Origin of the sequence: Tabrizicola soli (assembly GCF_015999335.1) — a bacterium.
GTDB lineage: Bacteria > Pseudomonadota > Alphaproteobacteria > Rhodobacterales > Rhodobacteraceae > Tabrizicola > Tabrizicola soli.
On record NZ_JAEACP010000010.1, the window covers coordinates 101,200 to 127,703 of the forward strand.

23 protein-coding genes are annotated in these 26,504 nt (G+C 68.9%); all 23 read left to right on the top strand.

The window, feature by feature from the left end:
- The 23 genes from I7S92_RS10890 (at nucleotide 1) to I7S92_RS11000 (ending at nucleotide 26,495) form a co-directional block, all read left to right on the top strand.
- The gene (locus I7S92_RS10890) at nucleotides 1-1,410 is read left to right on the top strand and encodes an FAD-binding oxidoreductase (protein ID WP_197643874.1); all 1,410 of its coding nucleotides are present in this window, start codon (nucleotides 1-3) and stop codon (nucleotides 1,408-1,410) included.
- An 81-nt stretch (nucleotides 1,411-1,491) separates the two neighbouring features.
- A complete protein-coding gene (locus I7S92_RS10895; RefSeq protein ID WP_197643875.1) occupies nucleotides 1,492-3,159 on the top strand; it encodes a thiamine pyrophosphate-dependent enzyme in 1,668 nt (555 codons plus the stop codon).
- Nucleotides 3,156-5,255 (top strand): hydantoinase/oxoprolinase family protein, encoded by a 2,100-nt coding sequence (locus I7S92_RS10900; RefSeq protein WP_197643876.1) that lies wholly within the window; start codon nucleotides 3,156-3,158, stop codon nucleotides 5,253-5,255. Before I7S92_RS10895 ends, I7S92_RS10900 begins: the two co-directional genes overlap by 4 nt.
- Nucleotides 5,252-6,865 (top strand): hydantoinase B/oxoprolinase family protein, encoded by a 1,614-nt coding sequence (locus I7S92_RS10905; RefSeq protein WP_197643877.1) that lies wholly within the window; start codon nucleotides 5,252-5,254, stop codon nucleotides 6,863-6,865. The genes I7S92_RS10900 and I7S92_RS10905 overlap by 4 nt, the downstream gene beginning before the upstream one ends.
- The gene (locus I7S92_RS10910; protein ID WP_197643878.1) at nucleotides 6,862-8,079 is read left to right on the top strand and encodes a pyridoxal phosphate-dependent aminotransferase; all 1,218 of its coding nucleotides are present in this window, start codon (nucleotides 6,862-6,864) and stop codon (nucleotides 8,077-8,079) included. Before I7S92_RS10905 ends, I7S92_RS10910 begins: the two co-directional genes overlap by 4 nt.
- Nucleotides 8,079-8,912, top strand: coding sequence for an NAD-dependent epimerase/dehydratase family protein (locus I7S92_RS10915; RefSeq protein ID WP_197643880.1), 834 nt, complete (start codon nucleotides 8,079-8,081; stop codon nucleotides 8,910-8,912). Before I7S92_RS10910 ends, I7S92_RS10915 begins: the two co-directional genes overlap by 1 nt.
- On the top strand, nucleotides 8,909-10,117 hold the full coding sequence (locus I7S92_RS10920; RefSeq protein WP_197643882.1) for an NAD(P)/FAD-dependent oxidoreductase: 1,209 nt from the start codon (nucleotides 8,909-8,911) through the stop codon (nucleotides 10,115-10,117). Before I7S92_RS10915 ends, I7S92_RS10920 begins: the two co-directional genes overlap by 4 nt.
- A gap of 21 nt (nucleotides 10,118-10,138) precedes the next feature.
- Complete coding sequence (locus I7S92_RS10925) at nucleotides 10,139-11,095, top strand: LysR substrate-binding domain-containing protein (protein WP_197643884.1); 957 nt, start codon at nucleotides 10,139-10,141, stop codon at nucleotides 11,093-11,095.
- Between the two features lie 78 nt (nucleotides 11,096-11,173).
- Nucleotides 11,174-11,911 (top strand): SDR family oxidoreductase, encoded by a 738-nt coding sequence (locus I7S92_RS10930; protein ID WP_197643886.1) that lies wholly within the window; start codon nucleotides 11,174-11,176, stop codon nucleotides 11,909-11,911.
- Entirely contained in the window at nucleotides 11,908-12,657 is a 750-nt protein-coding gene (locus tag I7S92_RS10935; protein ID WP_197643888.1) for an SDR family NAD(P)-dependent oxidoreductase, read from the top strand. The genes I7S92_RS10930 and I7S92_RS10935 overlap by 4 nt, the downstream gene beginning before the upstream one ends.
- A gap of 107 nt (nucleotides 12,658-12,764) precedes the next feature.
- Complete coding sequence (locus I7S92_RS10940; RefSeq protein WP_197643890.1) at nucleotides 12,765-13,796, top strand: amino acid ABC transporter substrate-binding protein; 1,032 nt, start codon at nucleotides 12,765-12,767, stop codon at nucleotides 13,794-13,796.
- A gap of 61 nt (nucleotides 13,797-13,857) precedes the next feature.
- Nucleotides 13,858-15,036, top strand: coding sequence for an ABC transporter permease subunit (locus I7S92_RS10945; protein WP_197643891.1), 1,179 nt, complete (start codon nucleotides 13,858-13,860; stop codon nucleotides 15,034-15,036).
- A complete protein-coding gene (locus I7S92_RS10950) occupies nucleotides 15,033-16,127 on the top strand; it encodes an amino acid ABC transporter permease (RefSeq protein ID WP_197643893.1) in 1,095 nt (364 codons plus the stop codon). Before I7S92_RS10945 ends, I7S92_RS10950 begins: the two co-directional genes overlap by 4 nt.
- Before the next feature lie 2 nt (nucleotides 16,128-16,129).
- Nucleotides 16,130-16,876, top strand: coding sequence for an amino acid ABC transporter ATP-binding protein (locus I7S92_RS10955; RefSeq protein ID WP_197643895.1), 747 nt, complete (start codon nucleotides 16,130-16,132; stop codon nucleotides 16,874-16,876).
- 110 nt (nucleotides 16,877-16,986) lie between these two features.
- On the top strand, nucleotides 16,987-17,478 hold the full coding sequence (locus I7S92_RS10960; RefSeq protein WP_197643896.1) for a MarR family winged helix-turn-helix transcriptional regulator: 492 nt from the start codon (nucleotides 16,987-16,989) through the stop codon (nucleotides 17,476-17,478).
- Entirely contained in the window at nucleotides 17,475-18,164 is a 690-nt protein-coding gene (locus tag I7S92_RS10965; protein WP_197643898.1) for an SDR family NAD(P)-dependent oxidoreductase, read from the top strand. Before I7S92_RS10960 ends, I7S92_RS10965 begins: the two co-directional genes overlap by 4 nt.
- Complete coding sequence (locus tag I7S92_RS10970) at nucleotides 18,164-19,495, top strand: NAD(P)/FAD-dependent oxidoreductase (RefSeq protein WP_197643901.1); 1,332 nt, start codon at nucleotides 18,164-18,166, stop codon at nucleotides 19,493-19,495. The genes I7S92_RS10965 and I7S92_RS10970 overlap by 1 nt, the downstream gene beginning before the upstream one ends.
- Nucleotides 19,496-19,594: 99 nt before the next feature.
- Nucleotides 19,595-21,247, top strand: coding sequence for a peptide ABC transporter substrate-binding protein (locus tag I7S92_RS10975; protein WP_197643905.1), 1,653 nt, complete (start codon nucleotides 19,595-19,597; stop codon nucleotides 21,245-21,247).
- Nucleotides 21,248-21,318: 71 nt separating this feature from the next.
- Nucleotides 21,319-22,269, top strand: coding sequence for an ABC transporter permease (locus I7S92_RS10980; protein WP_197643908.1), 951 nt, complete (start codon nucleotides 21,319-21,321; stop codon nucleotides 22,267-22,269).
- Between the two features lie 19 nt (nucleotides 22,270-22,288).
- Nucleotides 22,289-23,167: an ABC transporter permease gene (locus I7S92_RS10985; protein ID WP_386004162.1), complete on the top strand. Its 879-nt coding sequence runs from the start codon at nucleotides 22,289-22,291 to the stop codon at nucleotides 23,165-23,167.
- A gap of 4 nt (nucleotides 23,168-23,171) precedes the next feature.
- Entirely contained in the window at nucleotides 23,172-24,494 is a 1,323-nt protein-coding gene (locus I7S92_RS10990; RefSeq protein ID WP_197643914.1) for an NAD(P)/FAD-dependent oxidoreductase, read from the top strand.
- Between the two features lie 12 nt (nucleotides 24,495-24,506).
- Nucleotides 24,507-24,854 carry a cupin domain-containing protein gene (locus tag I7S92_RS10995; protein WP_197643917.1) on the top strand — a complete coding sequence of 116 codons (348 nt, stop codon included), beginning with the start codon at nucleotides 24,507-24,509 and terminating at the stop codon, nucleotides 24,852-24,854.
- Nucleotides 24,855-24,869: 15 nt separating this feature from the next.
- A complete protein-coding gene (locus tag I7S92_RS11000; protein ID WP_197643921.1) occupies nucleotides 24,870-26,495 on the top strand; it encodes an ABC transporter ATP-binding protein in 1,626 nt (541 codons plus the stop codon).
- Nucleotides 26,496-26,504 lie beyond the last annotated feature (9 nt).

Here is a 26,504-nt window from a genome sequence, read left to right on the forward strand (position 1 = left end):
ATGGACCTCGCGGCAGGGCTTGCGTCGATCCTGGGGCCGAAGGGCTGGGTGCCTGGGGCCGACGCCCGGCCCTGGTCGCGCGACTGGCTGGACCGGCATGGCGAGGCCCCGTTGGGCGTCGCCCGGCCCGGGACGACCGACGAGGTCTCGCGCGTGATGGCGGCCTGCCATGCGGCGGGGGTCGGTGTGGTGCCACAGGGCGGCAACACCGGGCTTTGCAGCGCGGCGGTGGCGGGCAGGCCGGGGGCGGTGATCCTGTCGCTGTCCCGGATGGCGGGGATCGCCGCCCCGGACCTTGCCAGCGGCAGCGTGACGGTCGAGGCGGGGGTGATCCTCGCCAACCTCCATGCCGCGCTGGAAGGGACGGAGATGGTCTTCCCCCTCCACCTTGGCGCCGAGGGCAGCGCGCAGATCGGCGGGCTGATCGGGACCAATGCGGGGGGCAGCCATGCCTTCCGCCACGGGATGATGTCCGACCTGGTCCTGGGGCTGGAGGTCGTCCTGCCCGACGGCCGGGTCTGGAACGGGATGCGGGCGGTGCAGAAGGACAATGCGGGCTATGCGCTGCGCAAGCTCTTCTGCGGGGCGGAGGGGACGCTGGGCGTGGTGACGCGCGCGGTCCTGCGCCTGGCCCCCCGGCCCCGCGCGAAGGCGACGGCGCTGCTCGCCCTGCCCGACATGGGCGCGGCGGTGGCTTTCGGCAGCCGGCTTCGCGCCGATCTGGGCGATGTGCTGACGGGGATGGAGTTCTTCTCGGACCTCGGTCTGGACCTTGCGCTGCGGCATGTGCCGGGGCTGGCCTGGCCCCTTGGCAGCCGCGCCGGGGCCTATCTGCTGGTCGAGGTCGCCAGCACCTCGCCCCTTGTGCCGCTGGACGAGATGCTGTCCGGCACTCTGGAATGGGGCATGGCCGAGGGGCTGGTGACCGACGGCGCCCTCGCCGCGAACGAGGCGCAACGCGCGGCCTTCTGGCGCTTGCGCGAGGAACAGCCCGAGGGGCAGCGGCTGGAAGGGGTGCAGCTCAAGCACGACATCTCGGTCCCGCCGGGCCGGATCGCCGAGTTCGTGGAGCGGGGGGCCGGGCTTTGCCAGCGTCTGCTGCCGGGGGTGCGGATCAATCCCTTCGGGCATCTGGGCGACGGCAATATCCACTACAACCTCTCGCCCCCGGCCGGGCAGGCGGATTTCGCGGGGCTCGGCCCGGAGATCGGCCTCGAACTCGCCCGGCTGGCCGATAGAATGGGCGGCAGTTTCGCGGCCGAGCATGGGTTGGGCCGGGCCAAGATCGCGCTGGCCGACGCGCTGCGCAGGCCGGTGGAGCGTGGTTTGATGGCAAGCCTGAAACGCGCGCTGGACCCGGCCGGAGGGATGAATCCGGGCGTGATCCTGCGCGAGGATCGGCAAGAATAACTTGTCGATTGCCCGTCCTTCTTGCTTCCGCTCCGGCGCGGAAGGGCACAGGATGAACTTCAAGGCAGATTGGGAAGACGCATGATGCGAAACGGCGGTCGGCTACTGGTGGAAAGCCTTGCGGCGCTTGGGGCGACCAAGGCCTTCGGGGTTCCGGGCGAAAGCTATCTGGCGGTGCTGGACGCGCTGCACGACACGGGCGGGCGGCTGGACTTCGTCCTCTGCCGGAACGAGGGCGGGGCCGCCTTCATGGCCGCCGCCTGGGGCAAGCTGACGGGCAGCCCCGGCATCTGCATGGTGACGCGGGGTCCGGGGGTGACGAACGCCTCGATCGGCATCCACACCGCGATGCAGGATTCGGCGCCGATGCTGTGCTTCGTGGGCCAGGTCGGCACCGACATGAAGGGCCGCGAGGCATTCCAGGAGATCGACTATCGCGCGGTCTTCGGGACGATGGCGAAATGGGCGGTCGAGATCGACCGGGTCGAACGCATCCCGGAAATCCTTGCCCGCGCCTGGGTCACCGCGACCACCGGCCGCCCCGGCCCCGTGGTCATCGCCCTGCCCGAGGACATGCTGACCGCACTCACCGCTGCCGCCCCGCTGGCTGGCCCGGCCCGGATCGCCGAAGCCGCGCCGGCCCCCGCCGCGGTGGAGGAGGCGCTGGCGCTCTTGGCCGGGGCCTCGCGACCCCTCATCTTGATCGGCGGCTGCAACTGGACCGGGCAGGGCCGCACGGATCTGCAAACCTTTGCCGAGGCCTCGGACATCCCCGTCATCGCCGCCTTCCGTTATCAGGACCAGTTCGACAACCACTCCCCGGTCTATGCGGGCGAGGCGGGCGTGGGGATGCCCGCGAACGTCAAGCGGCTGGTCCGCGAGGCGGATGTGATCCTGGCGATCAACACCCGCTTCGGCGAGATGACGACGGACGGCTATACGCTGCTGTCGGTGCCGGTGCCGTCGCAGACCCTGATCCATGTGCACGGGTCCGACCGCGAGATTGGCAAGGTCTATCAACCTGCGCTTGGGGTTCCTGCCGGACCGAACGCCTTTGCCGCCGCGCTGCGCCCGGTCAGGGGCGGCTGGTCCGACTGGCGCAAGCAGGCGCGGGCCGAGTGGGAGGCGGGGTTCGAGCTTGGGCCCCAGCCCTCGCCCGTGGACATGGGGCTGGTGACGGCGCATCTGCGCGAGGTCCTGCCCGAGGACGCGATCCTGACCAACGGGGCGGGCAATTTCACCGTCTGGCCGAACAAGTTCTTCAAGTTCGGCCCGAAGGCACGGCTTCTGGCGCCGCAGTCGGGGGCCATGGGCTATGGCCTGCCCGCCGCCGTGGCCGCCAAGGTCGCCCACCCCGAGCGGACGGTCGTCTGCTTTGCGGGCGACGGCGATTTCCAGATGAACTGCCAGGAGCTGGGCACGGCGATGCAGGCCGGGGCGCAGCCGATCGTCCTGATCCTGAACAACGGCATCTACGGCACGATCCGCGCGCATCAGGAGCGCACCTATCCCGCCCGCGTCTCCGGCACCTCCTTGGAGAACCCGGATTTCACGATGCTCGCCCGCGCCTATGGCTACCATGCCGAGCGGGTGGAGCGGACCGAGGACTTCCCCGCCGCCTTCGCCCGCGCGCTTGCCTCGCGCACGGGGGCGGTGCTGGACCTCGACATCAGCCCCGAGGCGCTGACCCCGCGCCAGACGCTTTCGCAGATGCGCGCGGCGGCGCTTGCGGCAAAGGACAGGAAATGAACCCCCAGATCCGAAGCCAGATCCGATTGGGCGCCGATATCGGCGGCACCTTCACCGACATCGCGCTGGACGTGCGGGGGCGCATGCACTCGACCAAGGTGCTGACCAATTACGCGGCGCCCGAGCAGGCGATCCTGGACGGGATCGACCTGGTGTTGGCCGAGGCGGGGCTGTCCTGCGCCGACCTCGACATCGTGATCCACGGCACGACGCTGGCCACCAATGCGCTGATCGAGCGGCGCGGCGCACGGACGGCCTTCGTGACGACCGAGGGCTTTCGCGACGTGATCGAGATGCGGACCGAAAGCCGGTTCGAGCAATACGACCTGAACCTGCGCCTCCCCGCTCCGCTGGTCCCGCGCGAGGACCGTTTTCCCGTCGCCGGACGGATCGGCGCGCAGGGGCAGGAGTTGCAGCCGCTGGACGAGGCCGCGCTTCAGGCCATCGCCGACCGGATCGCGGCGGGGGGCTATGGTGCGGTCGCCATCGGCTTTATCCATTCCTACATGAACCCCGCGCATGAGGAACGCGCCCGCGCGATCATCGCGGCCAGGGTGGACCTGCCGATCTCGATCTCGTCCGAAGTCTCGCCGCAGATGCGCGAGTTCGAGAGGTTCAACACCGTCTGCGCCAATGCCTATGTCCGGCCGCAGATGGCCGATTACCTGGGCCGGCTTCAGGTGCGGCTGGCCGAGAAGGGCGCGGGTTGCCCGGTCTTCATGATCCATTCCGGCGGCGGGTTGATCAGCGTCGAGACGGCGGCGGAATTTCCGGTGCGGCTGGTCGAATCCGGCCCGGCGGGGGGCGCGATCTTCGCCGCCGACGTGGCCCGGCGCTTCGGGCTGGAGAAGGTGGTCAGCTACGACATGGGCGGCACCACGGCCAAGATCTGCCTGATCGAGGATTTCGCGCCCAAGACCGCCCGCACCTTCGAGGTCGCGCGCACCACCCGTTTCGCCAAGGGCTCGGGGATGCCGATTTCCATCCCGGTGATCGAGATGATCGAGATCGGCGCGGGCGGCGGCTCGATCGCCTGGGTCGATGCGATGGGCCGGATCCAGACCGGGCCGGAGAGCGCGGCCTCGGAACCCGGTCCGGCCTGCTATCAGCGCGGCGGCGAGCGCCCGGCGATCACCGATGCCGATCTGGTGCTGGGCAAGATCGACCCCGAGAACTTCGCGGGCGGGGCGATCCGGCTGTCGGTCGAAAAGGCAAAGGCCGCGATCGCCCGTGAGGTGGGCGACCGGCTGGGCCTGGTCCCGGAAGCCGCCGCCTTCGGCATCTGCGAGGTGGTGGACGAGAACATGGCCAATGCCGCCCGCGTCCATGCGGTCGAGAACGGCAAGAACATCTCGGACAACCTGATGATCGCCTTCGGCGGCGCCGCGCCCTTGCATGCCGCGCGGCTGTGCGAGAAACTGGGGATCGACCGCTGCCTGATCCCGCCCGGCGCGGGCGTGGGGTCGGCCATCGGCTTCCTGAGGGCACCCTTCGGCTATGAGGCGCTGGCCTCCAAGATCATCCGGCTTTCGGATTTCGATGCAACTGCCGTGAATACGCTGCTGGACGGGCTGAAATCCACCGCCGAAGGCTTTGTCCGCGCCGGCGCCGAAGGCCCGATCCGGCGCGAGATCACCGCCTTCATGCGCTATGTCGGCCAGGGCTGGGAGATCCCGGTCCCCCTGCCCGACCGCCCCTTCACCGCCGCGGACGCCCGGCTTCTGCGTGACGGGTTCCGCCAGGACTACGCCCGCTTCTTCGGCCGCGCCATCGACGGGCTGGATGGTCTGGAAATCGAGATCGTCACCTTCTCGGTCAAGGCAGAGGACATCCGTCCCGCCCCCGACCGGCACGAGCTTGCCCTGGGCCGGGAGGCGGCGGGTGACCCGCTCTCACGCCCGGTCTTCGACCCGGCCCGGGGTGAGGCCCTGACTTCTGCCATCGTGGTCCGCGACAGCCTGCGGGCCGGGCAGCGTGTCGCCGGCCCCGCCGTGGTGGTCGAACGCGAGACCGCGACCGTGGTGACCTCGCCCTTCGATGTGGTGATGCAGTCCGACGGCTCGCTGCTGCTGCTGCGCAAGGAGGCCGCGCGATGAGTGACGCAACCCTGGAAATCCGCATGCAGGTGATGTGGAACCGCCTGATCTCGGTGGTCGAGGAACAGGCGATGACGCTGTTGCGCACCGCCTTTTCCACCAGCGTGCGCGAGGCGGGCGACCTGTCGGCCGGCGTCTTCGATCCCGAGGGGCGGATGCTGGCCCAAGCGGTCACCGGCACGCCGGGCCATGTCAACACCATGGCCGAGGCGGTGCTGCATTTCATCGCCGGGATCGGGCGCGAGAACATGTTCCCCGGCGACACCTATGTCACCAACGACCCCTGGAAGGGCACCGGGCACCTGCACGACATCACCATGGTCTCGCCCAGCTTCAAGGGCGAGCGGCTGGTCGGCTTCTTCGCCTGCACCGCGCATGTGGTCGACGTCGGCGGGCGCGGCTTCGGGGCGGACGGCAAGTCGGTCTATGAGGAAGGGATCCAGATCCCGATCATGAAGTTCGCCGAGCGCGGCCGGGTGAATGCCGACCTGATCCGCATCCTGCGCGCCAACGTGCGCGAGCCCAACCAGGTGGTGGGCGACTTCTACTCGCTGGCCGCCTGCAACGACGTGGGCCATGAGCGCCTGATCGCGATGATGCAGGAAATCGGGCTGGAGAGCCTGGATGCGCTGGGGGAGTTCATCTTCACCCGGACCCGCGCGGCGATGCTGGAGCGGATCCGCGCCCTGCCCAGGGGGCGGTGGGAGAATGATCTCCTGACCGACGGCTACGACCGCCCGGTGCGGCTGGCCTGCTCGGTCGAGATCGGGGAGGATGTGGTGAACGTCGATTTCACCGGCACCGACCCGATCAGCACGCACGGCATCAACGTGCCGATCATCTATACCAAGGCCTATGCCTCCTACGCGCTGAAATGCGTGGTGGCGCCGGACATCCCGAACAACTGGGCCTCGCTGGAGGCCTTCACCATCTCCTCGCCCGAGAACATCCTGAACGCCCCCCGCCCCGCGCCGGTCTCGGTACGCCATGTGATCGGGCATCTGGTGCCGGACCTCGTGCTGGGGGCGCTGGCCAGGGCGCTGCCGGGACAGGTCCTGGCCGAGGGCGCGGCGGCCTTGTGGAACATCCACATGTCGGTGCGCCCGGTCGCCGGGCAGGCGGGGCGGCGGGCCGAGATCCTGATGTTCAACTCCGGCGGCATGGGCGCGCGGCCGGGCCTGGACGGGTTGTCGGCGACGGCCTTCCCCTCGGGCGTGATGACCATGCCGATCGAGGCGACCGAGCATACCGGCCCGGTCGTGGTCTGGCGCAAGGAACTGCGGCCCGACAGCGGCGGCGACGGCCAGTATCGCGGCGGCCTCGGCCAGGTGATCGAGATCGAGGCCCTGCCGGGGCATGAGTTCGACTTCTCGGCCATGTTCGACCGGATGAACCATCCGGCACGGGGACGCGACGGGGGCGCTCCGGGCGCTCCGGGCCGGGCCGCGCTGGACGATGGCACGGTGCTGAAGCCGAAGGGCTGGCAGCATGTCCCGGCCGGTCGGCGGCTGGTGCTGCACCTGCCGGGCGGCGGCGGGTTCGGCGATCCGGCCCGGCGCGACCCTGCCGCGCGGGCGGACGACATCTCGAAAGGCTATGTGGGCAAATGAGCTATCTCGCAACGCGCCTCGCGGCGGTGAAACCCTCGGCCTCGATGGCCGCGTCCATGGCGGCCAGGGCCCTGCGGGCCAAGGGCCTCGACGTGATCGACCTGGGCCTGGGCGAGCCCGACTTCCCGACGCCCCCGCATGTGGCCGAGGCGGCGCACAAGGCGGCGCTGGCGGGCGAGACGCTCTATACCCCCGCAGCCGGAACCCCTGCCCTGCGTACCGCCGTGGCCGGGAAGTTCCGGCGCGAGAATGGTCTGGACCATTCGGCGGACGAGATCGTGGTGGCGAACGGCGCCAAGCAGATCATCTTCAACGCCCTGATGGCGACCCTGAACGACGGCGACGAGGCGATCCTGCCCGCGCCCTGTTTCGTCAGCTATCCCGAGATGGTGAAGCTTCTCGGCGGTGTCCCGGTCACCCCGGTCTGCGGGGCGGACACCGGCTTTCGCCTGACGCCCGAGGCGCTGGAGGCCGCGATCACGCCCCGCACCAAGTGGCTGTTCCTGAACACCCCAGGCAATCCCTCGGGTGCGGTCTATTCCGGGGCCGACCTCAAGGCGCTCGGCGCGGTGCTGGTCCGTCATCCGCAGGTGCTGGTCCTGTCGGACGAGATCTATGAGCATATCCTCTTCGACGGCCGCGAATTCGTCTCTTTCGGCAAGGCCTGCCCGGACCTGCGCGACCGCACGCTGATCGTGAACGGCGTGGCCAAGGCCTATGCGATGACCGGCTGGCGGGTGGGCTATGCCGCCGGTCCCGCGCCGCTCTTGAAGGCGATGAACACGGTGCAAAGCCAGTCCGTCACCTCGGTCGCGGCCCCGATGCAGGCGGCGGCGCTGGCCGCGCTGACCGGGCCGCAGGACTGCATCGCGCAGTTCCGCGAGGCGTTCCAGCGCCGTCGCGATCTGGTCGTCGCCGGGATCGCGCAGATTCCCGGCCTGACGCTTTCCCCGCCCGAAGGGGCCTTCTACGCCTATATCGGCTGCGAAGGGCTGATCGGCCGCACCACGCCCGAGGGCAGGGTTCTGACCGACGATGCCGCCGTCACCGATTACCTGCTGAACCACGCCCATGTCGGCGCGGTGCCGGGCGCGGCCTATGGCCTGTCACCCTTCTTCCGCATCTCGACCGCCACCTCGGACGCGATCCTGACCGAGGCCATCGCCCGCATCGCCCGGGCGGTGGCCGCCCTTTCCCCCGCAAAGGCCGCATGATGAGCAATCCTCGCTTCGACCGCATCCTGCTGACCGGGGCCGCCGGCCGCCTGGGCACGGAACTCCGCCGGGGCCTCGCGCCGCTGTGCCGCCAGCTGCGCCTGGCGGACGTGGTCCGGATCACCGACCTCGCCCCGAACGAGGAGGCCCTGCGCTTCGACCTTGCCGACATGGAGGCCACCATCGCCGCCTGCGAAGGGGTGGACGCTATCGTCCATTTCGGCGGCGTCCCGCTGGAGCGGCCCTGGGACCAGATCCTGAACGGCAATATCCGGGGCAGCTATCACATCTACGAGGGCGCGCGGAAACATGGGGTCGGCCGGGTGGTCTATGCCAGTTCGGTCCACGCGATCGGCTATCACCGGCTTGAGGACCGGATCGACGCCGACGCGCCCCACCGCCCCGACGGGCTTTACGGGTTGTCGAAATGCTTCGTCGAGGATCTTGGCCGGCTTTACTGGGACAAGTTCGGGATCGAGACCGCCGCGCTGCGCATCTTCTCCAGCTTCCCCGAGCCCGCCGATCGCCGGATGCTCTGGTCCTGGCTGTCCTTCGACGATTGCAACCGCCTGGTCACTGCTGCCCTGACCGCCCCGCGCGTGGGTTTCACCCTGTCGTTCGGGCTGTCGGGCAATGCGGTCAAGCCGGTGGACAACCGGCTGGCCGGGCACCTCGGCTATATCCCGCAGGACAACACCGAAGCCTTCCGCGCCGTGGTCGAGGCGAAGCACCCGGTCCCCGACCCGAAAGCCCCCGCCGTGCAGCATCTGGGCGGCTGGTTCGTCGATCTCGGCCACCCCGACGACGCCGACAAGGGTGGGGCCGCGAAATGAAGACCAGCTATGACGTGGTGATCGTGGGCGGCGCGGTCATCGGATCGGCCGTCGCCTATTTCCTCAAGACCAACCCGGATTTCACCGGGTCCGTGCTGGTGGTCGAACGCGACCCAACCTATCGCTTCGCCTCGACCTCGCTGTCGTCCTCCTCGATCCGGCTCCAGTTCTCGAACCCGATCAACGTGCGGATCAGCCAGTTCGGCTCGGCCTTCATCAAGGACTTCGCCCGCACGATGCAGGTCGCCGGAGAGGCCCCGCCCGAGCTGAACTTCCACCAGGGCGGCTACCTGTTCCTGGCCGATACCGGGGACGGTGTCCGTACCCTGCGCGAGAACCACGAGGTCCAGCGCGCCTGCGGGGCGGATGTCGTGCTCTGGGGGCAAGAGGAGCTGGCCCGCGCCTTCCCGCATCTGCGGGTGAAGGACATCCTGCTGGCCAGCTACGGCCGGTCGGGCGAGGGCTGGTTCTCCAACACCGGGCTGATGAACGGCTTCAAGGCCAAGGCGCGCGCGCTCGGGGCGGAGTATGTCGCCGACGAGGTGGTGGCGATCGGCCGCGACGGTGCGCGGGTGACCTCGGTCACGCTGCAATCCGGCGCCACGGTCCAGGCCGGAACCATTGTCAACGCCTCGGGCCCCCGTGCCGCGCTCACCGCCCGGATGGCCGGGCTGGACGTGCCGGTCGAGCCGAGGAAGCGCACGCTCTTCGTCTTCGACTGCGCGGCCACGCCGGAAGGCAGCGCCATGGTCAACCGGGGCCGCCTGCCGCTGATGATCGACCCCTCGGGCGTCTTCTGCCGCCCCGAGGGCCGCTTCTTCCTGTCCGGCGCGCCGCCGGTCGAGGATCCGGCGGTGGACTGGGACGATTTCGAACCCCGCTGGGAGGAATTCGAGGACCTGATCTGGCCCGCCCTTGCCACCCGCTCGCCCGCCTTCGAGGCGATCAAGGTGGTGAACCAATGGGCCGGGCACTACGACTTCAACACGCTGGACCACAACCTGATCGTGGGCGCGCATCCCGAGGTGGGGAATTTCATCTACGCCAACGGCTTCTCGGGCCACGGGTTGCAGCAGGGTCCCGCGGCGGGGCGGGGAGTGTCCGAACTGATCACCTACGGCGGTTTCCGCACGCTGGACCTGTCCGAGGTGGGCTACGAGCGCATCCTGCAGAACCGCCCCTTCCTGGAAAAGGCGGTGATCTGACGCCATGGCACGGGGTCCGACATGAGCAACGCCCCTGCCCGGCTGCCGCCGCTGAACGCGCTGCGCGTGTTCCATACCGTCGTGCGGCATCGGTCGTTCCGGGCGGCGGCGGACGAACTCAGCGTGACACCCCAGGCGGTGAGCCAGCAGATCAAGCTTCTGGAAGACACGCTGGGCGCCGAGTTGTTCGAGCGCCGGGGCCGCGCGATCGAGCCGAACGAGAAGGCGATCCTGCTGGCGCATTTCGTGCAGGCGGCCTTCGACGAGCTGGCCGAAGGCGTGCGCCGGGTGGCGAAGTCCGACACCCGCAACCGGATCAACGTGAACGCCAGCCCCTATTTCGCGACGCGCTACCTCCTCGACCGGATCACCCGCTTCCGCGAGACCTCCCCGGATGCCGACCTGCGCCTGACCACGATGGTGGAACTGCCGGATTTCGTCGCCGACGACGTCGATGTGGCGATCCAGTGGGGCTATGGCAGCTGGAAGGGCTGCGAGGCGACGCTCCTGTTGCGCGACTACAAGGTGATCTGCTGCACGCCCGACCTGGCCCGCCGGATCGCCGGCCCGGAAACCCTGCGCGACATGCCGCTGCTGCACCCGGTCCTGTCGCCCGAGCTTTGGCCGAACGTCCTGCGCCACCTTGGCGTCGCCGAGCGGGCCGGCAAGGCGGACATGCAGTTGCAGGACGCGGCCACCATGCGGCGGGCGACGCTGGCGGGGCTGGGGATCGGCCTGATCTCGACCATCGACGCGGCCGAGGACCTGAAGCTGGGCAAGCTGGTCGCGCCCTTCGGGGCCGAGGCGATGCACCGGATGCCCGAGGAGCAGATCCCCGGCTTCTATCTTGTCCTGCCCAAGGCGCACCGGCGGGTGAAGACCATCGCCGCCTTCTGCCGCTGGACCCTCGCCGAAAGCTGGGACAGCCCGGACGAGCGCGAGATCCGCCGGCTGGCCGGGGGAATGGATGGCAAGTAATTCTTGTTCTTCGGACGTTTTTCTTGATTTGGTCCGGCGCCGTTCTGGTGCAGCTTTCTTCAGAGGCAGGGGGATGACATGCCAAGGGCTTTGGTAACAGGGGCAACAAGCGGGATCGGGCGGGCCATCGCCCTGGCGCTGCACGCGGCGGGCCACCGGGTCATCGCGACCGGCCGCAATCCGGCGGCGCTGGAGGAGCTTGCGGCGCAGGGCCTGACGCCCCTGGCCCTCGACCTCTCCGATCCGGACGGCCTTCCCCCCGCCCTGGCGAAGGCCCTCGCCGGGGAAGAGGTGGAGATCCTGGTGAACAATGCCGGGATGGTGACCGCCCCCGGCAACTTCTGCACCATGGCCGAGGCCGACATCCACCGCATGGTCGCCACCAACCTGACGCAGGCGCTGCTGGTGACCCATGCCGTCGCGCCGGGGATGCAGGCGCGGGGCCGGGGGCACGTCTTCTTCACCGGCTCGGTCGCGGCGCATACGCCCTATCCCAACATGGCGGTCTATGCCGCGACCAAGGCTGCGCTTGGCGCCTTCGCCCAAAGCCTGCGGCTGGACCTCTCGGCCTCGGGCGTGCGCGTGACCGAGATCGTCGCGGGCCGCGTCGAAAGCCCGCTTTACAAGGACGTGCTGACGGCCGGGGCGCGGGCGGCGATGTATGCCGGCCAGACCGCCGTCCAGCCCGAGGACGTGGCCGCCATGGTGCTGGCCGTCCTGAACCTTCCCGCGCATGTGGATGTCGCGCGCTTCGACATCCTGCCCACGCGCCAGCCCGTCACCCCCCAGGTTCCCGCAGCGGAGAAATCGAAATGAAGGGCTTGTCTGTCGTGATCGTCGGCGGGGGCGCCGGTCTCGGCGCGCTTCTGGCCCGGATGGCCGTGGCCGAGGGCGCCTCGGCCCTTGGCATCATCGACCTGAACCCCGAGGCCGCCGAAGCCGCACTGGAACCCGCCCGCGTGGCGGGCATTCCCATTGCATTCGCCGCCTGCGACATCCGCACCGCGCCCGCCGCGCATGAGGCCTTCGACCGCATCGCCGCCGCGCTTGGCCGGGTGGACACGCTGGTGAACTCGGCCGCGATCTACCCAAGGAAGCCGATCCTCGAGATCACCGACGCCGACTGGGACGCCTCGAACGCGATCAACGTCAAGGGCACCTATCACATGATGGTCGCCGCGGTCCGCCACATGCAGGCGCAAGAGGTGAAGGACCGGGTCCGGGGCCGGATCGTCAACATCACTTCGGTGGATGCGTTCAAGGCCCATCCGCAGAACGCGCATTACGCCGCCACCAAGGCCGCCGTGGTCAGCCTCACGAAAAGCATGGCCCATGCGGTTGCGCCGGACGGGATCCTGGTGAACTCGGTCGCGCCCGCCGGGATGGCGACGGAAAAGGCCCGCGAACTGGGCTTCCTCGGCGAACTGGCCAAGGCCAGCCCCCTCGGCCGCGGCGGCGAGCCCGAGGAAATGGCGGAATGGGTGCTGATGGCCGGGGGCCCGCGCAACACCTACATGACCGGCGAGAACATCATCGTCTCGGGCGGCTACATCTACGCCTGACAGAAATACCCTGACATCCCAGGGACTTGACCCCGACCGGCAGCGCAGGCCCGGCCGGTGACGGCCGACCTTTGCCTGCGCGGACCGCCAATATGGGAGTGGCACGAATGAACTGGCTCATGACGACGACGCTTGCCTTCGGGGCGCTGGCCCTGACCCCCCTCACCGCCAGCGCCGGGACGGGCGACACGCTGAAGGCCGTGCAGGCGCGCGGCACGCTGAACTGCCCGGGGGACATCGGCTCCTACCTCGGCTTCGCGGAGGTGGACGACAAGGGGGTCTGGAAGGGACTGGACATCGAGCTGTGCCGCGCGATGACCACGGCGATCTTCGGCGACCCGTCCAAGGCCAACATCATCCCGATCGACTGGGCGCAACGCTGGCCCTCGCTGCAATCGGGCGACATCGACATCGTGATCAAGGCCTCGGGCGGAACCCTTTCGCGTGACGGCGAGCTTGGCCTGCAATTCTCGAACTCCTACTACCTCGGCACCACCAAGGTCATGGCCCATGCCGAACTGGGCCTGGCCAGCCTGAAGGATGCCGCCGGAGGCTCGGTCTGCGTGCCGGCCTCGACCTCGACCGAGCGTCAGGTCAGCTCCTACCTCGCCGCGCAGGGGATCGAGATGGAGATCGTCGCGATCGAGAAGAACGAGGAAGTCGAGGCCGCCTACATGTCCGGCCGCTGCGACACCTTCGCCGCCTGGGGCCCGGTGCTGGCGATCGCCGCCTCGCAGTCCGAGAATCCGGCGGCCCACACGCTTCTGCCCGACGTGCTGGCGATGGAGCCGGAAGTGATGATCACCCGCCAGGGCGACGACAACTGGGTGGACATCGCCAACTGGACGCTCTCGGCCCTCCTCTTCGCCGAGCAGGAGGGCATCACCTCGGCCAACATCGACGAGATCAAGGCCAACCCGCCCACCGCCGAGATCGGCAAGTTCCTGGGCGCGACGCCGGGCATGGGCAAGGGCCTCGGGCTGGCGGACGACTGGGCCTACAACGTGATCAGGCAGGTCGGCAACTACTCCGAGATCTTCGAGCGCAGCCTCGGCCAGGGCTCTGCCTACAAGATGCCGCGCGAGATGACCGCGCTGTGGAAGGACGGTGGGGTCCTGTTCCCGCTGGTCGTCGACTGATCCCCTTCGCCGGCCGCGGCACAGGCGTCGCGGTCGGCCCCATCCTGAAAGCCCCATGCCGATGCCCGCAGCCCCCCTCTGGCGCAGCAGGACCACCCGCAGCCTTCTGCTGCAGGGCGGTTTCGCGCTGGCCCTCCTCGCCGCGATCGTCGCCGCCACGCTGACCGCCCGCGCGAACCTTTCGGCGCAGGGCATGACCTCGGGCTTCGACTTCCTGTGGACAAGCACGGGCTGGGAGATGAACTTCACCCTCCTGCCCGCCGCGCCGACCGATCCCTACTGGTGGTTCCTGCTCCTGGGCCTGCTGAACACCCTGCTGATGGGGCTGATCGGCCTGGGCGGGGCCAGCGTCATCGGCCTGATCGTCGGGCTGATGCGATCCGGGCGGAATCCGGCGGCGCGTTTCCTTGCCACGCTCTACATCGAGCTCTTCCGCAACCTGCCGCTGATCCTGCAGCTTTTCTTCTGGTACGCGCTGGCCAACGCCCTGCCCAACCCGCGCGCGGCGCTCGACCTTGGCCCCGCGCTCCTCTCCTCGCGCGGGATCTACCTGCCGGGGCTGGCGGTCCCCTATGGCGCTGCCATCGTCATCGCCGCCATCCTGCTTCTGGGCCTTGCCCTCGCCATCCGGGTCCTCGCCGCCCGCCGCTTCGCCCGGATGGAGCCCGTGCCGCGCCGGGTCCTCGCCCTGAGCCTGGTCTTGCTGGCGATCCTCGCCTCCGCCGCCATCGCCCTCGCCACCCATCCGCCCGGCACCGGCTGGCTGAGCCTGCCCCAGCCCAGGGGCCTGCGCATCGACGGCGGCATCCGGGTGCAGCCCGAGTTCGCCTGCCTCGCCATCGCCATCATGACCTATGGCGGCGCCTATGTCGGAGAGATCGTCCGCGGCGGTTTCAAGGCCGTGGGCCGCGGCCAGCTGGAGGCCGCCCGCGCCCTGGGCCTGTCGCCCTGGCAGGTCTTCAGCCGCGTGCGCCTGCCGCTGGCCTTCCGGGCCATGCTGCCGATCCTGATCAACCAGTATGTCTGGCTGATCAAGGCGACCACGCTGGGCATCGCCGTGGGCTTTTCCGACTTCTTCATGGTCATCGCCAGCTCGATCACCCATTCCGGCCAGACGCTGGAGCTGATCGGCATCCTGATGGGCGGCTTCCTGGTCGTCAACTTCTCGCTCGCGGCCGTCCTGAACCGGCTGAACCGGGCCATCGCGCTGAAGGGCCACAACACCGGAGGCGCCGCATGACCGCCCTGCCCGCCGCACCCGCGCTCACGCCGCCGGCCCGCAGGTTCAGGCGGCTGCGCAGGGATTATTTCGGCTCGCCGGCCTCGGCCCTGATGACGCTGGCCAGCCTCGGCATCCTTCTGGGCCTTGGCTGGTGGCTGATGAACTGGGCGCTCCTCGACGCCACCTTCTCGGCCGCCGCCACGCAGGCCGAATGCGTGCAGGCGGGCGGGGCCTGCTGGTCGGTGATCGCCGCGCGCTGGCGGGTGATCCTGTTCGGCATCTACCCCTATGACGAGCAATGGCGCCCCTCGTTCGCCTGCGCGGTCGTCGCGGGGATCATCCTCCTCTCCTGCCTGCCCCGGATGTGGAGCTTCCGCCGTCTCGCCCTGACCTGGGGCCTGGGCGCTGCGGGCTTCTACATCCTGATGCGCGGCGGCATCCTTGGCCTGTCCGTGGTCAACGAGCAGCAATGGGGCGGTCTGCCGCTGACGCTGTTCATCTTCGTGGCCACGGCGGTCGCCGGCATGCCGCTGGCGATCCTCCTCGCGCTCATGCGCCGGTCCGAGCTTCCGGTGGTCGCCCGCGTCACCGGCTGGATCATCGACACGATCCGCTCGCTGCCGCTGCTGTCCATCCTCTTCACCTTCGCCATCGTCGTGCCCTTCATGCTGCCCGGCTTCCTGATCGGCGAGAAGCTCTACCGCGTGATCTGCGGCGCGGCGCTGTTCTTCGCCGCCTATCAGGCCGAGATCATCCGCGGCGGTTTCCAGGGCATCCCGCGCGGCCAGGACGAGGCGGCCAAGGCGCTTGGCCTGCCCTATTGGCAGCGCATGTCGCGGGTCCTCCTGCCGCAGGCCTTCCGCCTGGCCCTGCCCGCCACGATCAACCAGTTCGTCGTCGCCTTCATGGAGACCTCGCTGGTCGTCGTGGTCGGTTTCATCGACCTGCTCGCGGCGGGCAACACCGCCTACAAGACCGGCGAATGGAAGTTCGCCTATGTCGAGGTCTACGCCTTCGTCGCCGCCATCTACTTCCTCTTCGTCTTCGGCCTGTCGCGCTATGGCGCCTATCTCGAGGCCCGGATGAACGCCGGACACCGCAAGGAGTGACCATGGACCTCACCGCCCCCGCCATCGCGATCCGCGACCTGAACAAGTTCTACGGCACGTTCCACGCGTTGTGCGGCCTGTCGCTGACCGTGCGGAAGGGAGAGCGCGTGGTGGTCTGCGGCCCGTCCGGCTCGGGCAAGTCGACCATGATCCGCTGCATCAACCAGCTGGAAGAGCATGACAGCGGCGAGATCCGCGTCTTCGGCACGCTTCTGGACGACAACCTCGCCTCGATCGACGCGGTCCGGCGCGAGGTGGGCATGGTCTTCCAGCACTTCAACCTGTTTCCGCACATGACCGTGCTGGAGAACTGCACCCTTGCGCCGATCCTGGTCCGCAAGACCCCCCGCGCCGTGGCCGAGGCCCTGGCGCTGAAGTTCCTGGAGAAGGTCCGCATCCTGGACCAGGCCTCGAAGTTCCCCGGCCAGCTTTCCGGCGGCCAGCAGCAGCGCGTCGCCATCGCCCGCGCGCTTTGCATGCAACCCGAGATCCTGCTGTTCGACGAGCCGACCTCGGCCCTCGACCCCGAGATGATCGCCGAGGTGCTGGACGTGATGGTGACGCTTGCGAACGAAGGCATGACCATGATCTGCGTCACGCACGAGATGGGTTTCGCCCGCAAGGTGGCCGACCGGGTGATCTTCATGGACAAGGGCGAGATCGTCGAGGAGGCCGCCCCCGCCGCCTTCTTCGAGGCGCCGAGGAACGAGCGCACGCGGCTGTTTCTTTCCGAGGTGCTGGCGCATTAATGGCGGCGGCCCGCAAAATGATTGCACTTGTCCACTAAAATTAGTTGTAATTGTCCACCATCCGGACGAGCCTGAGACAAGCGAATCGAAGGCGGGATGGGGCACTGCGCATGAACGGTCCTGACGTCAGCACGGCCACGCGGGTCGATCATGTCGACCTGGACGTGCTGGAAAACGTCCTCAGCTTCTATATCCGCGTGATCGACACCAAGGTCTCGCGCGACCTGGACCAGCGCCTGGCCAACCTCGAGGTGGCCAAGGGCAAAGGCAAGATCACCGCGCTGCTGCTGATCGACAGCCATCCGGGCATCCGGCCCTCGGTGGTGGCGGATCTGGCGGCACGGGATCGTTCGGCGATGGGACGCATCCTCGATACGCTGGAGCAGCAGGGGCTGATCACCCGCCAGACCAACGCCGAGGACAGCCGGGCGCAGGAGTTGTACATCACCCCCAAGGGCGCGGCGCTGGCGGTCAAGGTGCGCGAGATCGTGGTCCAGCAGTCCGAGGACTTCTTCGACCGCATCATCCCGCAGGATGAGCAGAAGATCCTGATCGACATCCTGAAACGTGCCTACCGGCGGTTGCAGGAGGCCGGGAAATGACCCGGGTCGCGATGATCTCCGGCGCCAGCCGCGGGATCGGGGCGGCCCTTGGCCGGCGGCTGGTGCAGGACGGCTGGGCGGTCTCGCTGGGGATGCGGCAGCCGGTGCTGCCGGACTGGGCGACCGATGCGGTGCATGTGCAGGCGCATGACGCCTCGGATCCTGCGTCGGATGCGGCATGGGTCAGGGCGGTGGCGGACCGTTTCGGCCGGATCGACGCGGTGGTGGCCAATGCCGGGGTGATGACCCCGAAATCGGTGATCGAGGCCAGCGATGACGACATCCGCGCGATGATGGATGTGCATGTGATGTCGCCCCGCCGTCTGGCGCAGGCGGCCTGGCCCCTGCTGCGGGCCAGCGGGCGCGGGCGGGTGGTCATCCTGGCCTCGCTTTCCGGCAAGCGGGTCAAGTCGGCCAAGGCCGGCAGCTACTCGCTGTCGAAATTCGCCGCCGTGGCCCTGGCCCATGGCCTGCGGCACGAGGGCTTTGCCGACGGCATCCGCGCCACCGCCGTCTGTCCGGGTTTCGTCGCCACCGACATGGCGCGGTCGATCACCGATTTCCCGGTCGACCGGATGACCGACCCGCAGGACCTGGCCCGGATCATCGCCCTGCTTCTCGACCTGCCGAACGAGGCCAGCGTCGCCGAATTCGCCGTGAACTGCCAGCTGGAGGAAAGTTTCTGATGCCCGGCCCCCATGTCGTTCCCGTCCACGGCGATCCCGACCTTCCGCGCGAGGTGGATGTGGTCGTCATCGGCGGCGGCATCATCGGCGCGTCTACTGCGCTGGAACTGGCCGAGGGCGGGCTGCGCGTGGCGCTGTGCGAAAAGGGCGGCATCGGGAAAGAGCAGTCCAGCCGCAACTGGGGCTGGGTGCGCATCTCGCGCCGCGACCCGCGCGAGGTGCCGCTGATGGCCGAGGCGCTGCGCATCTGGTCCGGCCTCGACCAGCGCATCGGCCGCGACACCGGCTATCGCCGGGCGGGCATCCTGTTCACCTGCGCCACCGATCTGCAATACGCCCAGCACGAACAGTGGAACCGCAATCTGGAAGGCTACCAGCTGGACAGCCGGATGCTTTCCCAGCGCGAGTTCAAGGACATGTTCCCCGGCGCGGACATGCCGCTGAAGGGCGCGCTCTACACCGCCGCCGACGGCAGGGCCGAGCCGCAGAAGGCCGCCCCCGCCATCGCCGAGGCCGCGCGCGACCGTGGTGCGCATGTGCTGACCGAATGCGCCGTGCGCGGGATCGAGACCTCGGGCGGGGCGGTCAGCGGCGTCGTCACCGAACGCGGCCCGATCGCCTGCAAGGCGGTGGTTCTGGCGGGCGGGGCCTGGTCCAGCCTGTTCGCGGGCAATCTGGGGATCGACTTTCCGCAATTGAAGGTGATGAACTCGGTCCTGCGCACCAAGCCGCTCGAGGGCGGGCCGGAGCAGGCGATCTGGCACGGCGACTTTGCCGTGCGGCGGCGGCAGGACGGCGGCTATACCATCGCCTCGGGGCACGAGAACATCGTCGACATCGTGCCGAAGTCCTTCCGCTACGCCTGGAGCTTCCTGCCCGCCTTCCGCAAGGAATGGCGCTCGCTCAGCTTCCGTTTCGGCTGGCGCTACTTCGACGAGGCGCGGATCCCCAACCGCTGGGCGATGGATGAGCCGAGCCCCTTCGAATACAACCGCGTGCTGGACCCGGTGCCGAACCGCAAGCTCTCCGACCGCGCGCTGGCCGCCGCCCGCCGCGCCTTCCCGGTCTTCGCCAAGGCCGAGATCGCGCAACGCTGGGCCGGCTATATCGACGTGACCCCGGATGCGGTGCCGGTGATCTCGGCCATCGACCAGGTGCCGGGGTTCTTCATGGCCTCGGGCTTTTCCGGCCACGGCTTCGGCATCGGCCCTGCGGCGGGGCGGCTCATGGCCGATCTCGTCACCGGGCGGACGCCGCTGGTCGATCCCGCCGCCTTCCGCTTCAACCGTTTCAGCGACGGATCGAAGATCGAACTGATCAGCGGGTTCTGACCCGCGCTTCGCCCCGCCCCGGCCAAGGCCAGGGCGGTTCCCCCCTCGGACAGCGGCCGGAAGAGCCGCACCGGCCCACACCCAACAGGGACCAAGCAGATGACCGAAGACAACCGCCTTACCACCACGCGCCGGCAAGCCTTGCTGCTGATGGGGGCCGCCGGCGTGACGACCCTGGTGCCGTCGCTTTCCGGCCTTGGCGCCGCCCATGCGCAGGAAGCGCCCAAGGGCCAGATCGTCCTGGGCTTCTCGCAGGAACCGACGGTGTTCAACCCGCACCTGCCGCATATCGAGGTGGACGAGGGCATCCACTATGCCATCTTCGACCCGCTGTTCGACGTGGCCCCGGACGGCAGTTTCTTCCCACTGCTCGCGACCGAGGTTCCGACCGTCGAGAACGGCGGCATCTCGGCCGATGGCCTGAACTGGAAGATCACCCTGCGCGACGACGTGAAATGGCACGACGGCACGCCCTTCACCGCCGAGGACGTCAAGTTCACGCTCGAGCTTCTGCTGGACCCCGACTTCCGCAGCTGGCGCAAGACCGGGCACGAGCATGTGCGCAACCTGACCGTGGTCTCGCCGACCGAGATCACCTGGACGATGGACAAGCCCTTCGCCCCCTATGCCGCGATCCTGGCCTCGACCTTCATCGTGCCGAAACATGCCTTCGAGGGCGTGGCGGACAAGAACGAGGCCCCGTTCAACAACGCCCCGATCGGCACCGGCGCCTTCAAGTGGAAGGAACGGGTGGCGGGCGACCATATCGAGCTTGAGGCGAACGCCGACTACTTCGGCGACGGCCCCTATCTGGAGCGGCTGGTCGTCAAGTACATTCCCGACCTGACCGTGCTTTACACCCAGTTCAAGACCGGCGACATCGACGTGGTGGGCCTGCAATGGATCACCCCGGATCACTACGAAGAGGCCAGGACGCTTGCCGACCGGGTGGTCGAGGTCGTCGGCACCGCGACCTTCGAATCGCTGACCTTCAACATGCAGCGGCCGCAGTTCCAGGACCTGAAGGTCCGCCAGGCGCTGTATCACGCGCTGGACAAGCAGGCGATCATCGACGCGCTCTACTACGGCGTGCCGACGCCGACCGAAACCTACATGCCGAAGGAATCCTTCTACTTCAACGCCGACCTGCCGAAGCACGAATATGACCCGGAAAAGGCCAAGGCCCTGCTGGACGAGGCAGGCTGGGTGCCGGGCGACGACGGCATCCGCGTCAAGGACGGGGTGCGGCTGGCCTTCACCAACTCCACCACCGCCGGCAACCATTTGCGCGAACAGGCGCAGCAGTTCTTCCAGCAGTCCTTCAAGGACATCGGGGTCGAGATGACGATCTCGAACCTGCCGCCCGCGGTGATGTGGGGCGACTACTGGATGCTGTCGCAGTTCGACTCGGTCGTCGTCGGCCTGAACACGCTGACCGGGCCGGACCCGGACACCTCGGACTTCTTCCTCTCCACCTCCTCTCCGGCGACGGGCGGTTCGGGGCAGAACACCTGGGTCTACAACAACCCCGAGGTGGACGCCCTTCTGAAGCAGGGTGGCGAGCTGGTGGCCCCCGAGGAACGCAGGCCGGTCTACCTGAAGATCCAGGAGATCATGCGCGCCGACCTGCCGTTCCTGCCGATCTTCCAGTATGCCACCATCCCCGGCTGGAAGGTGGGGGTCGAGGGCAAGACGCCCAACATCAACAACCGCATCGACACCTGGAACGTGCGCAGCTGGCGCTGGGTCTGACGCGCCGCCGCACCATCCTCCGCAGCCCCCGACCGGGGCTGCGGATCCTGCCCCTGTGACGGAGGTGCCCCGTGTTACGCTATCTGCTGCTGCGTTTCTGGCAGAGCATCGTGCTTCTGTTCCTTGTCTCGCTGATCGGATTCATGGTGCTGAACCTGGCTCCGGGCGGCCCCTTGTCGCAATACGCGCTGACGCCGGGGATGACGAAAGAGGCGCTGGACCGCATCGCGGAGCAGATGGGCCTGAACCGGCCGCTGCCGATCCAGTATCTCGACTGGTTCTGGAATCTCTTGCAGGGCGACTGGGGCAAGTCCTACCGCGACGGCCGCCCGGTGCTGGAGATCATCGGCGGCCATCTCTTCGCCACGCTGCTGCTCATGGGCTCCTCGACGCTGGTTGCCGTGCTGATCGGCACCTGGATCGGGATTCACAGCGCGGTGCGCCAGGGCTCGGTCTTCGACTATGTGACGACCGTGGGCGCCATGGTGGCGCTGTCGATCCCGACCTTCTGGTTCGGCCTGATCGCGATCTTCGTCTTCTCGCTCTGGCTGGGCTGGCTGCCCGCGGGCAACATGTACACCGTCGGCGACGGCTCGGCCGCGGACTACGCCGTCCACCTGATCATGCCCAGCCTGGTGCTGGCGCTGGTCAACGTGGCGACCTGGAGCCGCTACATGCGCTCGGCCACGCTGGACGTGATGAGCCAGGATTTCGTCCGCACCGCCCGCGCCAAGGGGCTGACGCCGCGCCGGGTGCTGATGAAGCATATCGTCGGCAACGCGCTGGTGCCGATGATCACTTTGGCCGGGCTGCAACTGCCCACCCTGCTGGGCGGCGCGCTGGTGACCGAGACGGTCTTCACCTGGCCCGGCATGGGGCGCCTGTTCCTGGATAGCCTGGGCTACAACGATTACCCGGTGGTGATGGGCCTTCTGATGTTCTCGGCCGTGCTGGTGCTGATCGGCAACCTGGCGGCCGACCTGCTGGTGGCGCTGGTCGACCCGCGCATCCGGCTGGAATGAGGGGGGAGAGCGCATGACCATGCTGACCGAGACCCCCCTGCCCCCGCCCGACCGCTGGTGGCGCAGCCGCACGATGCGCCGCTTCCTGCGCAACCGGCTGGCCATGGTCGGCGTCGCGCTGATCGTCGGCCTGACGCTGGCCTGTTTCGTCGGGCCTTATCTTTTGCCCTTCGACGACCTCTACATCGACCTGCGCGCCCGCTTCGCGCCTCCCGGCACCGGGGCGCATATCTTCGGCACCGATCCCCTGGGCCGCGACATCGCCGCGCGGCTGTTCCAGGCCGGGCAGATCTCGCTGCTGGTCGGGTTCTTCGCGATGCTCATGTCCACCGTGGTCGGCACGGTGGTGGGGGTGGTCGCCGGTTTCCGCGGCGGCTGGATGGGCGCGGTCCTGATGCGGGTGGTCGACGCCTTCCTGTCCTTCCCGTCGATCTTCCTGCTCCTGGCGCTGGCGGCCTTCATCGAGCCCAGCCCGATCATGATCACCATCATCATCGCGGTCACCAGCTGGATGGAGGTGGCCCGGATCGTCGAGGCCGAGGTGAAATCCCTGCGCGACCGCGATTTCGTGATGGCGGCGCGGATGCTTGGGCTACCCGCGTGGCAGATCATGTTCCGCGAGCTTCTGCCCAATGTCATCGGCCCGATCATCGTGGCCGCGACCCTCACGGTGGCCCGCGCCATCCTGCTCGAGGCCTATGTCAGCTTCCTGGGCTATGGCATCCAGCCGCCGCTGCCCAGCTGGGGCAACATGCTGAACGGGGCGCAGCAATACCTGGACAAGGCCCCCTGGCTGGCCATCGTGCCGGGCCTCGCGATCACCGCGGCGGTGGCCGGGTTCAACTTCATCGGCGACGGCCTGCGCGACGCGCTGGATGCCCGCTCGGACCAGAGGTAGCGCGATGACCCGCTTCTCGCCCTTCCACGCCTCGCTCTGGTCCGCCACGGCCGCGCCGCCGCCCGTGACCCGGCCGCTGGAGGGCGAGATCCGGGCCGATGTCTGCGTCGTCGGCGGCGGCTATACCGGGCTGACCACCGCGCTGGAGCTGGCCCGCGCCGGGGTCCGCGTGGTGCTCCTGGAGCGTGAGGAGATCGGCTTCGGCGGCTCGGGCCGCAACGCCGGGCATTGCACGCCGACCTTCACCCATTACAGCCTGGCCGAATTGCGCCGGATGCTGGGCGAGCCCTGGGCCGAACGCCTGATCCACCGCCAGACCCGCGCCAACGACCGGGCCGCGCGGATGATCCGCGACTACCGGATCGACTGCGAATGGGTGCAGCACGGCTATGTCATGGGCGCGCTGCGCCCCGGCCAGCGGGCGGCGCTGGAGGAGAAGGCGGAAAGCTACAACGCCGCCGGCGCCCGGACCCGCCTTCTGGACCGGGACGAGGCGCAGGCCGTCACCGGCAGCCCGCGCTTCTTCGGCGGCTGGCTGCACGAGGAGGCCGCCCATCTGAACCCGCTCGGCTATGCCCGGGGCTTGGCCCGCGCGGTCCTGCAGGAGGGCGGCACGATCCACACCGGATCGGCGGTAATCGGCTGCGAGCGGCAGGGCAACGGCTGGCGGGTGAAGACCGCGGCGGGCAAGGTGATGGCCGACAAGGTCATCTTCGCCACCGGCGCCTATACCGTGGGCGGCTGGCCGCAACTGGACCGCAGCTTCCGCATCCAGCGCGTCTTCGTCGCCGCGACCGAGCCGCTGGATCCCGAGACCCGCGCCAGCGTTATGCCGCGCAACACCACGCTGCACGACGGGCGGGGCGACATCTTCGTCTGCAAGTTCGACGCGGCCGGGCGGATCGTCGCCTCGATGTTCCCGATGGGCCGGCGGGGCCGCGATCTGGATTATACGCGGCAGGTGCTGACCGACCGCCTGCGCTGGCTCTACCCGCAGATCACCCGGCCGGTCCGCTGGGAATATCTCTGGTTCGGCGAGCTGGACATGCAAAGCCGCACCGTGCCGCGGCTCTACGGTCTGGCACCGGGAGTCGTCGCATTGACCGGGCTGTCGGGCCGTGGCGTGCCCACCGGCACCATGCTGGGCGGGATCCTGTCGGACTGGGCGCTGGGGGTGGAGGAGCAGGACCTCGACCTCCGCGTCGAGCCGCTGCGCCCTGCGCCGCTCTGGATGGCCGCCGCGCCGGCGCTGAAGCTGCGCCAGATGCGGCTGGCCGACAACCTCGCCACCCGGCGCGACCGCGCGCCCCTTCCCCCTCACGCCTGATAAGGAGAGCCCATGAGCCTGATCACCCACATCACCGCCGACGCCGACCTCACCCCCGGCCTTGCCGCCGAAGACGGCGCGAAATCCTTCCGCCGGATGATCTGGGAGGATGACGGCGCGCCCGAGACCGCGACCAAGGTCGCCGTCTGGATCGCCGAGCCCGGCATCTATCCCTACCCTCCCCGCGACCTGGAGGAGACCTTCGTCGTTCTGGAAGGCGAGGCGATGTGCAGCCTTGGCGGCGCGGCGCCCGAGAAGATCGGCCCCGGCTCGATCGTGCGTGTGCCCAGGGGCGTGGCGCCCTGGCTGCATGTGCTGACCCCGTTCCGCAAGCTGGCCACCGTCGTGCCCAAGCCCTGACCGCCGGAGTGCCCCATGACCGATGCCCAGCCCGTCCTCTCTGTCCGTGACCTGACCGTCAGCCTGCCGCAGGAGATGGAGCGCCAGCACGCCATCCGCGGCGTGTCCTTCGACCTCAACCACGGCGAGATCCTCTGCATCATCGGCGAGTCCGGGTCGGGCAAGTCGGTCACCGCCAGCACGGTCATGGGCCTTCTCTCCCCGGCGATGAAGGTTGCCGGGGGCAGCATCCTCTTCAACGGCGCCGACCTGTTGCGGATGCCCGAGCGCGAGCGGCGGTCGCTGCGCGGCAAGTCGCTGTCGATGATCTTCCAGGACCCGCTCTCGGCGCTGAATCCGCTGATGACCGTGGGCGCGCAGGTGGACGAGGTGCTGGTCGCCCACGGCTGGACCGACAAGGCCAAGCGGGTGGCCAAGGTGCTGGAGCTGCTTGAGGAGGTGGGCCTGCCCGAGCCACGGCTTCTCTGCCACCAGTATCCCTTCCGCCTGTCGGGCGGCCAGCGCCAGCGCGTGATGATCGCCATCGCCCTGGCGCTCGACCCCGACGTGCTGATCGCGGACGAGCCGACCACCGCGCTGGACGTCACCACCCAGGCGCAGATCCTGGAGCTGATCCGCCGCATCCAGCGCCGCAAGTCGATGAGCGTGCTGTTCATCACCCATGACTTCGGCGTGGTGGCCGACATCGCGGACCGGGTGATCGTGATGGAGAAGGGCCTTCTGGTGGAACAGGGCCCGGCCTCGCAGGTGCTGACCGCGCCGACGCATCCCTATACCCGACGCCTGATCGCCGCCGTCCCCCGCCTGCGCGAGGCCGATACGGCGGCCCAGGTTCCGGCCGAGGCCCCGGTCGTGTTGCAGGTCGAGGGCCTGGACAAGACCTACCGCACCGGCTCCGGCTTCTTCGGCAAGCATCGCACCGTCCATGCGGTGAAGAATGTCAGCTTCACCCTGCGGCGCGGGCAGACGCTGGGGGTGGTGGGGGAAAGCGGCTCGGGCAAGTCGTCGATGGGCCGGATCCTGATGAAGCTGATCGAGGCGGACGCCGGGCGCATCCTGCTGGACGGTACCGACATCCACCCGATGAGAGAGGCCGAGCTGCGCCCGCTGCGCCCACGCATCCAGATGGTGTTCCAGGATCCCTATGCCTCGCTGAACCCGCGCCAGACGGTGGGCACCTCGCTGACCGTGGGGCCGGTGGCGAGAGGAATGTCCCGGCCCGAGGCGCGGCAGAAGGCGCAGGCGATCCTGGCGCAGGTCGGGCTGGACGCCGCGGCCTACGACCGCTTTCCGCACGAATTCTCGGGCGGCCAGCGCCAGCGTGTCGGCATCGCCCGGGCGCTGATGTTCGACCCCGACGTTATCGTCGCCGACGAGGCGGTCTCGGCGCTGGACGTCTCGATCCAGGCGCAGATCCTGCAGCTTCTGGCCAGGGTGCAGCAGGAACGCCATCTGGCGCTGGTGTTCATCACCCATGACCTGCGGGTGGCCAGCCAGATCTGCGACGAGGTGCTGGTGATGCACCGGGGCGAAGTGGTGGAATCCGGCCCCCCCGCCCGCATCTTCCGCGCCCCGCAGCAGGACTATACCCAGCGCCTGGTCGCCGCCATTCCCGGCAGTCACTGGGAGGGCGCGGCCTGAGACGCGGCA